This window comes from Paenibacillus swuensis (assembly GCF_001644605.1).
GTDB lineage: Bacteria > Bacillota > Bacilli > Paenibacillales > DY6 > Paenibacillus_N > Paenibacillus_N swuensis.
Genome location: NZ_CP011388.1, coordinates 616,078 through 631,832 on the forward strand (window position 1 = coordinate 616,078; position 15,755 = coordinate 631,832).

Annotated in this window: 10 protein-coding genes; all 10 read right to left on the reverse strand. The window is 49.5% G+C overall.

Annotated elements, in window-relative coordinates:
- Nucleotide 1 precedes the first annotated feature (1 nt).
- Nucleotides 2-1,120: a glycosyltransferase family 4 protein gene (locus tag SY83_RS02715; protein ID WP_197479947.1), complete on the reverse strand. Its 1,119-nt coding sequence runs from the start codon at nucleotides 1,118-1,120 to the stop codon at nucleotides 2-4.
- A complete protein-coding gene (locus SY83_RS02720) occupies nucleotides 1,075-2,013 on the reverse strand; it encodes a glycosyltransferase family 2 protein (protein ID WP_082882268.1) in 939 nt (312 codons plus the stop codon). The genes SY83_RS02715 and SY83_RS02720 overlap by 46 nt, the downstream gene beginning before the upstream one ends.
- The gene (locus SY83_RS02725; RefSeq protein ID WP_068604032.1) at nucleotides 2,003-3,418 is read right to left on the reverse strand and encodes an O-antigen ligase family protein; all 1,416 of its coding nucleotides are present in this window, start codon (nucleotides 3,416-3,418) and stop codon (nucleotides 2,003-2,005) included. The genes SY83_RS02720 and SY83_RS02725 overlap by 11 nt, the downstream gene beginning before the upstream one ends.
- Nucleotides 3,415-4,911, reverse strand: a complete 1,497-nt coding sequence (locus SY83_RS02730) for a flippase (protein ID WP_068604034.1) — start codon at nucleotides 4,909-4,911, stop codon at nucleotides 3,415-3,417. The genes SY83_RS02725 and SY83_RS02730 overlap by 4 nt, the downstream gene beginning before the upstream one ends.
- A 29-nt stretch (nucleotides 4,912-4,940) precedes the next feature.
- Nucleotides 4,941-6,773 carry a nucleoside-diphosphate sugar epimerase/dehydratase gene (locus SY83_RS02735; protein WP_068604036.1) on the reverse strand — a complete coding sequence of 611 codons (1,833 nt, stop codon included), beginning with the start codon at nucleotides 6,771-6,773 and terminating at the stop codon, nucleotides 4,941-4,943.
- Nucleotides 6,774-6,892: 119 nt separating this feature from the next.
- Entirely contained in the window at nucleotides 6,893-11,263 is a 4,371-nt protein-coding gene (locus SY83_RS02740) for a GH85 family endohexosaminidase C-terminal domain-containing protein (protein ID WP_068604038.1), read from the reverse strand.
- 300 nt (nucleotides 11,264-11,563) lie between these two features.
- Complete coding sequence (gene fabI / locus SY83_RS02745) at nucleotides 11,564-12,331, reverse strand: enoyl-ACP reductase FabI (RefSeq protein WP_068604040.1); 768 nt, start codon at nucleotides 12,329-12,331, stop codon at nucleotides 11,564-11,566.
- A gap of 85 nt (nucleotides 12,332-12,416) precedes the next feature.
- Nucleotides 12,417-13,403, reverse strand: coding sequence for a UV DNA damage repair endonuclease UvsE (gene uvsE, locus SY83_RS02750; RefSeq protein ID WP_068604042.1), 987 nt, complete (start codon nucleotides 13,401-13,403; stop codon nucleotides 12,417-12,419).
- A 145-nt stretch (nucleotides 13,404-13,548) separates the two neighbouring features.
- Entirely contained in the window at nucleotides 13,549-14,658 is a 1,110-nt protein-coding gene (locus SY83_RS02755) for a D-alanine--D-alanine ligase (RefSeq protein ID WP_068604044.1), read from the reverse strand.
- 61 nt (nucleotides 14,659-14,719) lie between these two features.
- Entirely contained in the window at nucleotides 14,720-15,709 is a 990-nt protein-coding gene (locus SY83_RS02760) for an amidase domain-containing protein (protein WP_068604046.1), read from the reverse strand.
- Nucleotides 15,710-15,755 lie beyond the last annotated feature (46 nt).

The following is a 15,755-nucleotide window of genomic DNA, read 5'->3' on the forward strand; positions in this document are numbered from 1 at the left end:
CTTATTGGCTTGCCCGGCAATCCTCTTTGGCGACATTCCTTATCAGTTCCAAGAGAGATGCCGAGGTTTGCGTTAAAGCGTAGCTCTGCTCCACCCTGGCTCTTCCAAGGATACCCATAGTATGACGCATCGGGCCGCTCTGAAGCAATTGCCTTAATGCATGTTCCCACTCATCCGGGGATGAAGCCAGAAAACCGTTCTCCCCATGACTTACGATGTCCTTGTTCACGCCAACGGGTGATGCCACCACAGGAAGGAAACATCCCATATACTGTATCAGCTTAAAACCGCATTTCCCTTGTTCCCACGGGTTATTTTCCAGCGGCATGATGCCGATATCCATATGAATCAATTCGGAAATTTCCGTTTCCTCCGACCAAGGGATGACCTCAAAACAATCAGGTAAAGGTATGGCGGGTTTAGCTCCGACCAGTCTCACTTTGGAACCATACCGATCACACAACTTGTCCAAAAGATCCACGTAAGGATAGAGATACTTCGTTGTGGACGGACTGCCAATCCAGCCTATGGTCAGAGTCTCCGAGGAACTTTTCCTTTCCACAGGATATTTATCCAGATTAATAACCGTAGGTAGGATGTGACTGCGCCCGCCTGATTGTTCGGCGAATGCCGCAAGATAAGGATTACCCGCCACCACGAGCGCTGCCTTCTTCATGAGCTGCGGAATTTTACGCGATAACAAGGTTCGGACCCACTTCTTGGGGTGATGGTCGTAGTTGTGAAATATGGCATCATCATAGTCCAAAATATAAGGCGTACGCCCGTTCAGTAACATTTGTTCAATGGGGTGAGGAATCCACGGTAACGCTTCTTTCTCAATCCATATCAGATCATAGGAACGGGACCGCAACAACATGGTGATGCGCTTAAAGTAACCTCTCATACGCTCCAGCGTAACGGATTGACCGGCATATAGCCTATGAATATACCCATTACTCATCAGCGGGCTGATGGTCGCTTCAATCCCGTTCTTCTTGAGATCGTCCAGATACTGAAAGGTCCGATACCGGCTGCTGGCGGCTTGTTCGCCATATTTTGTCAGGAACAGTACGTTTAACTTCTCCATTGTCCCCTCGCCATTCCCGGAACTCTCTTCCACAGCCTGATATAAGCTTCCGTCGTTTCTCGTACCGTGGTCCATGATCCCTTAATCAATGCGTGAAAGCAACGAATGAGGGGTTCCCCAACTAACGTGCCGACCGTAATGAAGATGGCTTGTCCTATGGCAAAATGTTTAAATACATACCGAATCCGACTCCGCAACGAATACATCAACCGGGTGGCCTTCACCTGCTCCGAGGTCCCCCCGCCTTTATGATAAGCGTTCGCATCCGCCAGAAAGTAACTCGCATAGCCCGCATCCGCTACGCGCTTGGAGAAATCCACATCTTCCAGATACACAAAGAATTGTTCGTCAAATCCGTTTAATTGATGAAACAACGGTCTGGGCACCAGATAGAACGCCCCCATAATATGATCCACGCGTCTGTTGGTATCATGAGGCCATTCCGTCATCAGGTAATGATGAAACTTGCCGGGAAGCAACTTGTCTAAACCCAGAATCTTTACCCCCATCGATGCGAAGGTGGGAAAGCGGGCACAGGTATGTGAAACCTTCCCCTGCTCATTTCTCAATTGAACACCGACCACACCGACAGGTTCCGTTGTTGCGTCAAGGAATTGAGTTACCTTGTCCAACGTATCCGCATTTAATATCGTGTCGGGATTCAGAAACAACAGGTAGTCGCCGCTTCCTGAAGCGGCGCCTTGATTACATGCCGCGCCAAACCCGGCGTTAACGGTATTGCGTACGATCTGAAGCCGATAAGGAAGGGAACCGAGACGCTCCAGCGAGTCATCGGTGGAGTGGTTATCCACGACCGTGACGTTCTGCACTTGTTTACGGCCGGCATCATGCCGGAAGATCGACTGGATACAGTCGTAGATTTGAGCGCCTGCGTTCCAATTCACAATTACAATGTCAATGCCCATAATATCCTCTGTCCTTTGCCGGTCGTAAAGCCGTGTCGCGATCCAACCTAATTTTGTTAGCGTAAGAGATGCCGAATAACAACCAATATGTTAATACAATGGGCGTACTGGACATCTGAGCGAACATGTTGTCGATCAGGAACCCCAACATGCCAATGGCGCTGCCGAAGCTGTATCCTTTGACGAGCGAAGATGCCGTTCTGGTAAATACATAGTACGTGTTATAGAAGAAGAGGATCCAGATAGAAATATAAGTCAGGAAGAAGATGAGGCCATTCTCCACAAACAGCTCAAGAAACGTGTTCTCCGCGGTAAACGTGGTGGCATCTTGGCTTGCATAGGATTTCATATAAGCCGGGTATTCATATTTAAACCGGCCGGGACCGACGCCGAAGAACAGGTTCTCCTTAATCATCTGGAGCGCTGTGTCATATACATAGAAACGCTGAATGACGCTGCGGTCTCCGAAATCGGTCGTTTGCTGCAGCCTGTTCTGGAAGATGTCCGGAAGTAAAGGGAAGGCAACCGCAAGGAGCACGACAATGCCGATGCCCATCCATTTCACCCGTGGCTTAGTACCGAAGAAAATCAGGGTAATAAAGCTGATCCCAAGGCCGATCCACGCCCCTCTGGAGTAGGTGAACACAAGAGAAGGCAGAGCTCCAATCAAAAACAGGCACAATGTCCATTTCAGTTTACGATCCGGGTTGTAGAAGAGCATACCGATTGCAATACCAATCATAATAATTAAATATGCTCCGAAGTAAATCGGGTTATCGAAGGTTGAATAGACTCTTATTTTGCCAATCGTATACTCAAAGCTCGGTCCCCATGGTTGCAATGCCGCTATACTTGTGCCCACAACATACTGAAGAACTCCGTTATACGCGGTCACGATGGCTGAAACTAGCAATAGCAGAATGACTTTCCTTAATCGAGCCTCATGAGTTACATAGAACAGACCGATGTAAAACGTCATGAAATATACAATACTTTTGATCCACTCTTTCACCATGACCGAAGGGTCCACATTCGCATTAAAGATCAGGGATGACGTGGAGAATACAAACAACATGATAATGAAGGTATTACCTGAAGTTGAAGTCTGTTTATCCTGTTCAAACCAGAGGAGCATGATAAACGCATAGATGACCATGAGTTCATTGAGACTCAGACCTACACTGTAATAAATTTTAAATATCGAAAAGAACGGAATGAGCAAGAGCGTAACTCCCGTAAACGTTTCCCGGTAAAATAAGGATAACAGCAACAGTACACCCGCAAGCCACAAGACCGAAGTAACCAGGTTCACCGAAAGCAAGCCCAGGAACGGACCGGCGATATAAAGCCACTTCACGGAGATGATCCTGGAAGAAGACAGCGCCCCACTCCCGGCTAGCTTCATCCCGTAGCCCCCTCGTTCGCAGGAATTCTACGTGCCTTGCGAACATAAGGAATAACCATGACAGCATAAATCATGAGAATCAGTATGTAGAGAGAGACTTTCACCCCGCTGTGCAACTCCAACATGAACAGAGTGAAGAATCCCAGTAGGATGAACAGAGTGATGTAAAATGAGCGGATTCCCTCGACAGGTCCCGCCAATCTAAGCACAAAGCCCTGCAGGAGCATCAAGTCCGTGCCTACCCTCAGCAACCATGCGATAGCTGCTCCAACCGCCCCGAAGTTTAGGATGAGCATACAGCAGATCGGAAGATAGCCGATAATCTCCGCCAAATGCGCCTTGGCTGTCAGATCAGGCCTTCCTAGCCCCTGCACAAGCGCGTAAGGAATGTTGGCGATCCCGTTGAGGAACACGCCCATGGCCAGAATTTGCATCACGCGGTAACTTTGATCCGCAAACTCGACATTGAGCCAGATCTCCATTATTCCATGGGCAAAAGTGACGACAGTCAAAATCACCGGAAACATAGCCAGCATCGCGGCCGTCACACCTCTGAGATACAACGGGCCGATTCTGTCCGCCTGATGGCCCTTCATGCCGCTAAACGCCGGAAACAGTACACTGGACAGCGCGCTTGGAATCATAAGTATCTTGGTTACCATCTCATAGGGTGTGGCGTAGTAGGCCACTGCAGCGATTGAGGTTAAACCGCCCATTAACAACCTGTCCATGTAAACCATCATAGGGCTTAGCACATTCGAAACGGTCATCCACCCGGCAAAATGGAGTACTTCCCTGATCCGTCTGAACCGAATATGGGAAGGGTTGAGCATCTGAGCATTCAATCGTCGGCATAACAGGTATTGGACCATAAGAAATCCAAACCGGACGGCTACTAACAGACCGACAACGTCAACTAAGCGGTTGGAGTATGTAAACACCACGAACAGCGGTCCAAGGAACGTAATTAACCCCAACGGAAGTCGGATGGCATTGACGAGATCAAACCGCTCATACGCCTCCATGATCCCCTTGAGGGAAGCGGACAGTGTTAGAACCGGAATAGATACTGACAGGATATACATACTGTGGAGCGCTTCTTCTCTTAGGGCATCGGGTAAACGCATGACCGTATTGGCAATCCAGGGAGCCGTCAGAAACAGCACGGCGGCCCCCGTAAAGCCGAGCAACAGGATGACCGTTGTCGTTGTAGAAGCTAACTCGGCGATGTCCTGCTTGTGATTCAAGGCTCGCTTCTCGGCAATGATTCGTGTTAACGCTCGGCCCAGTCCCAGATCGAAGATACTGAAATACCCAATGATCACCCAACATAAGCTGAGTAGTCCAAAACGCTCCGTACCCATCCTCTCTATCAACAACGGAATGGAGCCGATCGCGACTAGTACCGGAAGTCCAATGCCCAACAAGTTATATATCGTGTTTTTGGTTATGGTTTGGGTACTCAGGTTATTCGGTCGGTTGACTTCGTTCATATGTATTTACCTTCTCCCCCTGAGAACAACTAGTTGCTTTGCAGTGCCTGATTACGATAGGAAGGCACGATGTAGTTCAGCGCGTCTTTAATCTGGTCGGCGTTCCCGTCAAGCAGCTTCTCCAGTCGCTTAATCTTCAGTTCCAGCTCGGAGACGCTCAGGTTCCCGGGTAATCCGATAAAGATCTGGTTATGCACCGTCTTGGAAATTCCTTCTTCGTTGGTCAACAGCTCTTCGTACAGCTTCTCCCCGGGCCTTAATCCCGTGTAAACAATATCAATGTCCCTGCCTTCCTCAAGTCCGGATAGTCGGATGAGATCTCTGGCCAAATCCACAATCTTCACAGGTTCTCCCATGTCCAAAATAAACACTTCGCCGCCTTTCACTAACGAACCTGCCTGAATGACAAGTTGGGAGGCTTCGGGTATGGTCATGAAGAAGCGATACATGCGGGGATCGGTTACGGTCACCGGGCCACCGCCCAGAATCTGTTGTTTAAAGAACGGAATCACGCTGCCCCGGCTTCCGAGTACATTGCCGAAGCGAACGGCGGCATACTTGGTCTGGCTGTGCGCACCGATCGTCTGGACGATCATCTCCGCCACACGCTTTGTCGCGCCCATGACACTGGTGGGGTTTACCGCTTTATCCGTAGAGATCAGCACAAACCGCTCCACTCGATTACGATCCGCGCATTCGGCCATAATCTTGGTGCCGATAATATTGTTCTTAACGGCTTCCGCCGGGTTGCTTTCCATTAAGGGCACATGCTTATGCGCAGCGGCGTGAAAGACGACCTGCGGCCTGTATAGTTGAAATACATTCTCTATTCTTGTCGCATGCTGAATATCGGCAATCACCGTTTCAATGCGGATGTGAGGCACAAGTCTCCTCAATTCGGTTTCAATGGAGAAGATGCTGTTCTCCCCATGACCCAACAGAACAAGGGAGCTCGGATGAAATTGAACGATCTGCCGGCATAACTCCGAACCGATCGAACCGCCCGCGCCGGTAATCAACACCGTCTTCCCCTCGATGTAATTGGAAATTTGCCGTTGGTCCATACGAATCGGGTCTCTCTGCAGGAGATCTTCCACATCTACATCTTTAATGGTGTTAATCGTAACTTTGCCGTTAATCAGATCGTCAATTCTCGGAATAATCTTTAGTTTGGCGGTTGTAAGCTTCGCCTGTTCAATGATGTCATGAATCGCTTTCTGAGGCGCGGAAGGGATTGCGATAATGATGTCATTAATGCCGTAAAGCTCTACAGCGGCCTGGATCCGCTCCCTGCCTCCAAGTACAGGGATCCCGCTGATCCTTAATCTGTGTTTTCTGGGATCGTCATCGATATAAGCAACTGGTTGAAGGGTGCGATGTCGTTTAAGCTCTTCGCATACCAACGTTCCGCAGCTGCCCGCGCCGATGATGAGCGCTTTTCTTAGCGTAGGGTCAGGAGTGTTGCGACGGTTTAACTTCACATGGACTCTCCAGAACAGCCTGATGGTTCCCGTTAACAGAATCATCGTTTCGAAAGAGAGGACAAATACCGAAAGGGGCACGACATAACCCAATATATAATAAGTGAATATGTAAGACAGCGCATTCCCGGCCATAACCGCACCAAAGATAAGCAACACATCCTCTACATTCGCGTATTTCCACATCCGATTATAGAAGTTAAATGCTATTAACAGCGCCGTACATATGCAAACCGTTAACAAGGCATTGATATAAAACTGATCCAAATAATGATCCGGAATGTCGCCGTAAAAGCGGAAAAAGTATGACAAAAAGATACTAAGTGTAACAATGAAAATGTCGACAATTAATAAGCTTAAGAAACGATAACGGTAAGTCATTAGGATCCACTGCCTTCTCTGGGGGAATTATGCGCTATTCGAATCCATGATATGAGAATGTAATAAACAATCATCCTCCCTCTGCCGAGAGGATGATTGTCCGGCTAATTCATTAAAGGTTACTCAAATAAAATCTGATCCGCATACAACGCTCCCGATCCGTCGCTCCCTGTTCCTGTGAGAAGCACGTATACCCTCGCGGTTGTAGTCCCGGCAGGAATGATACCGGTTTTGTCATAGCGGACATAGCCGCCGTTGGGTGAAGTAATGTCTATATATCCGCTACCTACAACTTGATTTACATTGTTATAGAAGTTAACAAATAATTGGGCTTTGGCATGATGCAATGACGTTACGTTCAGATCGCCGCCCAGTCTGTAAGGCCTGCCCGCTTCGGCCGTGACAATTTGCGAAATCATGACGGTTGCTCCGGGATAGAGGTCTGTCGCCGCCAGGGATTGCGCAAACTGACCGGATACAACCTGGCCTTCCGCCTTGTTCCATTGAGGGCCAGTCACCCCTTGCGACGCGTAAGGGATCCATGAATCCGCGGTTCCGTTATTGGCAGTATACTGTTCAAAATCTTTGTTCTTAAGCATCCATTTGGTTGTTGCGAAGTGGAGATCATCGACAACGACAGAACCGGAACCATGCTCCGATCCAGATCTGAGTATGGCGTAAACTCTCGCCTGAACCGCGGTTAACGGAATCGTGCCGCTTTTCTCCAGTGCCACAAACCCGTTCGTGGCAGAAACAACATCCACACTCGTGTTACCTACGATCTGATTGTTGCTATTATAGAAATTAATGAATAGCTGGGCCTGGCTACCTTGAATATGTTCCAGATTGAAGTTACCGGATAACTGGTACGGCTTTCCTCCTTGTACAGGAAGCAGCTGCCAAGCCATAATCGTATTTCCGCTTGCCATATTCTCCCCGGATAATCGGATGGCGGAAGTCCCTGAAGTGATCGGCGACTCCGTAGCATACACATTTCCGGTAACACCCGCGGGAATGAACTTGGTCCATCCTTCCGCAAACCCCGTCGTCGCGCTCATGTTCTCAAAGCTTCCGTTCATAAGCGGAATCCCTTCCGTAATGAACTTGAATTGATCCACAAACAGAGATCCCGATCCTTGCTCCGCGATTGCTCGGATCATGGCGTATACCCTTGCACTTGTAGCGGTTGCAGGGATTGTTCCAATCTTCTCAACCTTCCTATAACGTTGAGTAGGAGACAGAATATCCACATTGGCGCTGCCGACAACCTGGTTGTTGACGTCGTAAAAATTTACGAACAGCTGAGCTTTAGCGTTAGTAAGTTGCTCCGCCAGAAGTTGAGAGGACACATAATAAGGTTGATTCGGTTGCACATAGAACAACTGTGAAACCATGGCTGTTCCCTGGTTCGGCAACATGGAAGTGACGATCTTCTGCGCTTTGGCACCGGAGGCAACCTGTTCCCCCGTCAGCGCAAATTCAGTTAATGCTCCCGCGGGTGCAAATTTAGCCCAACCCTCGGCAACGTTATTGCTGCCTTCCGTTTCAAAGTCAGGGTTCAGCACAGCGTTGCGGCTAATGGCAAAAGCCATATTGTCCACGTATAATTTGCCGGATCCTTGATCCCCCGTAGCCCTCAGGATCGTATATACACGCGCGGTTGCGGCATCCTTCGGAATAAATGCCGACTTGCTTACCTTCGCGTAAGCTCCCGTGGCGGATTGGCTCTCCGCCGATGCGCTGGCAACGACCGCATTCTGCGCGTTGTAGAAATTCACAAACACCTGTACCTTGGCATTGGTGAGCTCCTCAATTCTCAGGGAAGCACTTAAATCATAAGGTTTGCCTGCGGGTACCGGAATCAGTTGAGAGATCATGACCGTTCCGTTCAAAGGGATGGCGGTGGCCGCAATCTTCATGGCATACTTGCCGCTGTCCACTGGCGCGATGGTTCTCTGGATATCCGCCGTCGCACCCGCGGCCGTGAATTTGGTCCAACCATCCGCAACAGACGCGTCCGTCAACAATTCGAACCCCGGGTTCACCAGATGATTAAACGGATCTTGCCCCGCGTTGGACGGCGGCAAGGTTACAGGCACGTTCAGGACCGCCTCAACCGGCGCCGAAGACGCGCTCTCTGTGCCGTAGGCATTGTTTGCCGTCACTTGATAATGAAGTTTGATCGGAGCGGTAATAGGCATATCTTTCAGGAAACTATCCGTAAAGGTTAGTGATGTGACCGGCCCATATACATTAGCCAAGACGGATTGGTCCGATCCGGGCAAGGTCCGGTAGATGTTATACGCCTGCGCTTGTTCGGAAGCGGACCAAGTCAACCTGACCTCCTTACCCGCAACCTCCGCCTTCAGATCGGCGGGAACGCGAGCGACGTTGGAATGCATGGTGAACGTCACCTTGTTGGAATAGTCCGATTCCAGAGCCTCTTCCTCCACTGCCGAAATGCGGTAAGTAAACGTGGTATCTTCAGTGTAAGTCGCGCCTATAATTTGCTCCAGCCAGCGCACGGAAGACGGCAGTTCCGCAATCAGCTGAAACGGCGCATCCTGTGTCTGACGGTATACTTTATAACCGACCGCGCCATCCACAGCGGACCAGTTAAGCTTTGCGACCGCCTGACTCAGCTCCCCTTCCAGCACGGAAGCACCCAAACTTTTCTTCAACGTTACTGATTGCGGCGTTGACATTAAGGATTCAGTTCCATAGGCGCTGATTGCTGTCACCGCGTAGTCATATAAGGTGTTCTCTGTATAAAATTGTTCTTTCAACGTGTTGTCAGTAAAGCTGGTACCGGCAATGACAGGTTCCGGAGTCAAGAGGACATAGTCTTCTGTCCCAGAGACCTTGCGATACACCTTGTAACCTGCTGCTCCATCGGAAGAGCTCCACGAAAGGCTTACAATTTTCTTGGATAGGGCCGCGTTAAGACTTAACGGGGAATCGGCCGTATTCTTGGGAAGCACTACTTCCGCCGGGGATGATTTCAACGACTCCCTTCCCTGTCCGTCCAATGCGGCAATGATGTAATATTGCTTCTTGTCCTTAGGTAAGCTGACGGCTACGGAAGCGTCTGTGTAAGGTGGCTCCAACACCCTGTCAAGCAATGTAAATCCTGTTTCTTTGGAGTCCGACCGATAAATGTGATACCCGGAAGATCCCTCCTTGGAACTCCAGTTTAATTCCACCTGATGATCCACCATCACTGCGACTATGCCGGAAGGCCCGGACGGAGGCTTAAGAACTACGCTCACCGGAGTTGATTTCGCGGATTCCGTTTGATACGGATTGACGCTGGAAATCGTATAATAATAGACTTTGTCTGAAGTTACATATAAATCTTGTAAGGAAGAATCCGCGAACTGATTGACCGCGACAGGCGCACTGTTCACCTTAGTAAACGGACCCTTGACGCTGCTCGATCGATAAACATTATACTGCGTGGCATTGGTCGCTTGCGCCCAGGAAAGGTGTATAACATTATTCTCATTCAACGCGGTTACTTTACTGGGAATCGCCGGCACATTGGATGGAATAACCACGGATTTCACGGCTGGCAGCGAGTTATTCTCCCATGCATCCACAGCCGTTACCGCATAGTAGTACCGTGTGTCTTTAATCACATGTTGGCGGTTGACGGGTACCGTAAATGCTGTGGACGTGACAGCATCGGACAGAAGGGTCTTCAACGGCGAAGACGCGCTTGTAGACCAGTGCACTTTATACTTTGCGGCGCCCGGTGAAGCCTGCCATTCAAGCTTCACACTTCCATCGGCATAAGACGCGCTCAGCTTCGCGGGAACTGCCGGCGGCAATTTCAAGATCATGACCGCCGCCGACTTGTTCGATTCCAGGTTAAATCGATCCACTGCAGTAACGAAGTAATACACAGGCGTCGAAGTCTTCACATTCAGGGAAGCGAAGCTGACATCCGTATAAGCCGTCGCTGTTAACGGAACCGGGCCGCTGATCAACTGCGCGTTGCCTGTCTTGCTTAAGGCTCGATACACCTTATAGCCTGTCGCATCCTTAGCGGAAGTCCAGGTTAACAGGATCTTGTCCGACGCGTTAACAGCGCGAACAGATCCCGGGACAGCAGCTGTATTCTTCGGGTAAACGGCGCTTACAGACACCGAACCCTTCGATTCCACACCGGCGGAGTCCGTGGCGGTTACATGATATGTAAACCTCGTATCCTTAGTAATCCCGCCTACGCCTACCAAATCCACATAACTCAGTTCTCCGTTTACTGGCGAACCGATGAATTCATATTTCTTGGTAACATTGGAGTATCGATACACTTTGTAGCTTTGGGCGCCTGCAACGGCATTCCAGCTAATGTTTAATTTGTCTCCGGTCAGCTTGGCTTGGACACTGTTAGGGGGTTGAGACGTAGTCGCGCCTGAAGCTGGCATTACGGCTAATAGCTGGACCGCCAATATTATTGAAAGGACTAACGAGAGCGTTTTCTTCATTCCATGACCTCCATAATAAGACTACTTGCAAAATATAAATAATATGTTGAAATATGATGTCGAAAGAGGATTGTAAAAGGTACGCATGTAGGACTAAAGTAGGGAACCTGTAGAGAGGATTTTAAATGTATAAATTTACTATATCATAGGCTAATCCTGGCGGTAAATACATATTTGGTCTCATTTCTGGCGTTATTCACATGTTTACATAAGCTTTAGAAACCACAAAAAAAATGCCTCCCGAATTGTCGCATTCAGCAACATTCGACAGACATTTATGAATCTCCTAGGTATTAAGAACTAACCCATAATGTGGTAGCCGCTATCCACATAAATCACTTCGCCCGTGATGCCGCGGGACAAGTGACTCAGCAAGAACATAGCCGTGTCCCCCACTTCAGCAACATCCGTAGTGCGGCGTAACGGCGCTTTCTCTTCCACTTGACGCAGAATCGAGTTAAAGTCCTTGATTCCCTTAGCCGCAAGGGTCCGGATCGGCCCTGCGGATACCGCGTTGACACGTACATTGTACTGTCCCAGATCCGCTGCCAGATAACGCACAGAGGACTCGAGCGCGGCTTTGGCAACGCCCATGACGTTATAATTCTTCAGCGCGCGTTCCGCGCCCAGATACGACATCGTCATGATGCTGCCGCCCTCGGTCATCAGCGGGTACATCCGTTGGGCGACCGCCACAAGAGAGTAGGCACTGATATCATGGGCAAGAGCGAAGCCGGCGCGGGACGTATCGACGTACAAGCCGTCCAGCTCCTCGCTCTTGGCGAAAGCAATGCTGTGCACAAGACCGTGCAATACGCCGAACTGTTCCTTCAGCAGACCAGCCAGAGCGTCAATGTTCTCATCTACAGTAACGTCGCATGGCAATACCGTGGAACCCGGAAGCGTATCCGCCAACTTCTTCACACGTTCTTGAACTCTCTCATTCTCATATGTAAACACAAGGCGCGCGCCTTGGGCCGCCAAGGATTGAGCAATCGCCCATGCTATGCTGCGATCATTGGCCACGCCCATTACAAGGATATTCTTACCTTCCAAAAGTTGACTCATATAGGTACATTCCCTTCTGTTGAAGTGCAGGATTTATGTAATTTAAGCTTTGTCCCCTTCAACGTACCCCATTTGAGCCTCAAATTCAAGCGAAAACTTCCACGGATGCTTGATTTATGCGTTTGATTCCGTCGATTTTCGGCAGTTCCTCCATCAGCCGGAATAACGCTTCATCCTTCATTTTGGCTTCAATCATAACATCCAGATAAGCCGTATCCGCCGCAATGTCCTTGAGGAAGGCTAATAATTGCTGCACATCCACATAGTCGGCATGACCGCGCGGATCTTTCTCGCTCTTGGGACTGGACACATGAATCTTAGGAGGAAGCGAGTCCATAGAAAACCCGCCCCTGTTCGCCTTCCAGGTTTCCAGCACACGGGTCCAGAAGCCGTAACCCGCATCACCCTCGTTATTAACGGCATGGTGGTGTATGTCCAGAACCATCGGTACGCCGACTTCCTCACAGACCGCGAGTGTCTCCAAAGCGTTGAACGTCTTATCATCGTTCTCAAGCGTGATGCGGCGAATGATGCGTTCCTCCAGCGCATTAAACTGCCGGACGAATCGCTTGCCCGCCACATCCTTGTCCCCGTAAGAACCGCCGATATGAATGTTGCACATCGCGGCTTCATCCAATCCCATCGCTTCCAGCATGCTTACATGACGGTCCAGGTCCTCCACCGATTTACGCAAAATATCTTCCCGGTGCGTGCTTAACACCGTAAAATGATCCGGATGAAACGATACCCGCATACCGTGCTCCTTGGCATAATCTCCTGTTGCCGCAAAGGACTCCGCAAGGGACGGGATCGGATTCCATCCTTCTAACAATTCATGGCCGAGCAACGGAATCAGCTTCGATGAGTATCGATAAACTTTGATATCATGCGCACGGTTGTGCTTCAGTAACCTTAAAGAATTGTTGATATTCTCCGCGGCGAGACGCTCCAGCTTACGAATGGCCGCTTCCCGATCATTGAGCTTGGCGAAGTTGGTCGCGGTCATGGTTTTGGAAGGTGAGGCGTTATGGACGACCGTCGACATCGCCACATAGCCAAAACGTACGATCATAAGTACCTCCGATTCAAGAGTAAGATAACGATATTTTGCCCGACAGAAGGAATATTTATTAAAGTTATACAGAAAGGGAATGAGATTCCATGCAAAAAAAGATCCGGAAGGTCACCCTCCCGAATCCTGTTATTCTGTATACATACTATTCATTCGTGTAATTAATTTTCTGTTTCTCGGCATGACGCTCGACCGCGAGACTGATTAATTGATCCAGAAGCTCCTGGTAGGACAAGCCGCTCTCCTGCCATAGGAGCGGATACATGCTGAACGGCGTAAAGCCGGGCATCGTATTCACTTCATTGATGTAGATATGACCGTCCGATTTACGCATAAAGAAATCCATCCGGGCAAGCCCGGAACCGTCAATGGCATGGTAAGCCCGAAGCGCCATTTCCTGAAGTTTAGCGGCGGTTTCATGCGAAATGTCGGCCGGAATGACCATAGCCGATTTGCCGTCGATATACTTGGCTTTGTAATCGTAAAATTCATTGGAAGAAACAATTTCCCCCACGACGGAAGCCCGCGGATCATCATTCCCCAGTACGCTCACTTCGAGCTCGCGCGCCTCGACATTCTCTTCAACGATGACCTTGCGATCATAACGGAACGCGAATTCCACCGCTTCAATGAACTCTTCACGGTTCCGGGCTTTGGAAATTCCCACGGATGAACCGAGATTAGCCGGCTTTACGAAACACGGATAACCGACGGAAACTTCAATCTCCATCAGGAAGAACGGACGGTCCTTCTCCCATTGCCTTCTTGTGAAATGGCGGTATACGACCTGCGGTAGCTGCTCATGCGCGAACAACTTCTTCATCGTTACTTTATCCATCCCCACAGCGGAAGCCAACACCCCCGCGCCTACGTAAGGAATATTCGCCATCTCGAACAGACCTTGTATGGTTCCGTCTTCTCCGAAGGTACCATGGAGCAACGGCAGCACTACATCCACTTTAGAGGCGACTTGCTGGCTGTCCGTACTGATGCTTTGATCCCCGAATAAGGACGGAATAGGCAAAACCGCGCCCTCTTGCGTATTCGCTTCAAATTTTAACAATGAAATATTCTCTACCGGCGCTGTCAGTTCGGCTCCCGTTCTCCACTCGCCCTCTTTGGTAATATAGAACGGTTGGATCTCATATTTAGAAAGGTCGAAAGCTTTAATTACGGCCAATGCCGTCTGCAATGAAACTTCATGTTCTCCCGATTTGCCGCCGTATACTAATCCGACCTTGATCTTTTTCCCCATCGGAACCTCCAAATGTAGTTAAAAATAATGTTGAATGTAAGTTGTTATAAACACAGATACTCTAAAAGAAATCAGCAATGTGAAAAAACCGGTATTGCGTACGGTCCGTCCAGGCGTAGGAATCCTTATAATCCCAGTAACGGCCTTTACTGTTGACCGTATGGGCATTCACAAGCGGCATGCCGTCAGCGTCCTTGCCTGTGACGAATGTGCTGTGCTGAAACCGCGAATCCCCTTCCCAGTCGTAGAAGATGACATCGCCGATTTCCAGCTCCTTGGCCGATGGAACCCGCTCCGCGCGGAGACCCCTGTTCTTGCCGCTTCCTCCGGTGTTCAGGTAGTTCTGAAGACTGTGCGAAACCGCCCAGCTGTAACTCCACAACTCCTGCTCTTTGTGCCGGCCGCGATACCACCAGCCCGTTCCTCTTTGTCCAGTATAATTCATCGGCGCCCCGCCTGCAAAGAGACATTGCGACACGAAACTTGTGCAATCCACCTCAAATGTAAGATATTCGGGATTCGGTTCATCCCAATAGCGGTCCGCATATTGTTTGGCAGCTTCACGGTTATAACGAATCGGCTCCCTAATTGCTCCTGAACGCGCAAGCGCAGAGGGGTTCATGAAAGGAACGGAAGCGGAACCGCCCATATCGGGAGGTGTCACCGTATTCTCCGCCGATAAAGCATCCACTCTCATAATCTTCCAACCAACCGAAGCTTTGACCATGTGCAAACGTTCAAGTTCATTCCTGAATTCTGTAATGGCCTGATCTTTATGTTCATATCTAAACTGTTGGGACAGTGCCAGTTTCACACGAACTTCCTGTGCCGAGGAAGAGGAGCTCACAATTCTGGCCCGCGTTTCCCTTTGCTTTAAAGTGACACCGCGTTTGGACGTGTTCTTACGAAGATTAAGCAAGCGGGCGGCGCGCTCTTGAAGATCGGCATCGTCGTACACCAGAGCGGTAAGTCCGTTGATTCCGTATTCCAATTCAGCCCTGTTCCTCTCTTGGACATAGCGGTACAACGTTGATTTCCAATCGGGTTTCATGCCTGTCCCTCCCGCTATTAATTAATAGAGTTAAGCATTTCATGAA

What these genes read in the sequence shown, in the direction of transcription:
- SY83_RS02720 (WP_082882268.1), bottom strand. Translation starts at nt 2,013, where the DNA reads ATGGGCATTGACATTGTAATTGTGAATTGGAACGCAGGCGCTCAAATC.
- SY83_RS02725 (WP_068604032.1), bottom strand. Translation starts at nt 3,418, where the DNA reads ATGAAGCTAGCCGGGAGTGGGGCGCTGTCTTCTTCCAGGATCATCTCC.
- SY83_RS02730 (WP_068604034.1), bottom strand. Translation starts at nt 4,911, where the DNA reads ATGAACGAAGTCAACCGACCGAATAACCTGAGTACCCAAACCATAACC.
- SY83_RS02735 (WP_068604036.1), bottom strand. Translation starts at nt 6,773, where the DNA reads ATGACTTACCGTTATCGTTTCTTAAGCTTATTAATTGTCGACATTTTC.
- SY83_RS02740 (WP_068604038.1), bottom strand. Translation starts at nt 11,263, where the DNA reads ATGAAGAAAACGCTCTCGTTAGTCCTTTCAATAATATTGGCGGTCCAG.
- fabI (WP_068604040.1), bottom strand. Translation starts at nt 12,331, where the DNA reads ATGAGTCAACTTTTGGAAGGTAAGAATATCCTTGTAATGGGCGTGGCC.
- uvsE (WP_068604042.1), bottom strand. Translation starts at nt 13,403, where the DNA reads ATGATCGTACGTTTTGGCTATGTGGCGATGTCGACGGTCGTCCATAAC.
- SY83_RS02755 (WP_068604044.1), bottom strand. Translation starts at nt 14,658, where the DNA reads ATGGGGAAAAAGATCAAGGTCGGATTAGTATACGGCGGCAAATCGGGA.
- SY83_RS02760 (WP_068604046.1), bottom strand. Translation starts at nt 15,709, where the DNA reads ATGAAACCCGATTGGAAATCAACGTTGTACCGCTATGTCCAAGAGAGG.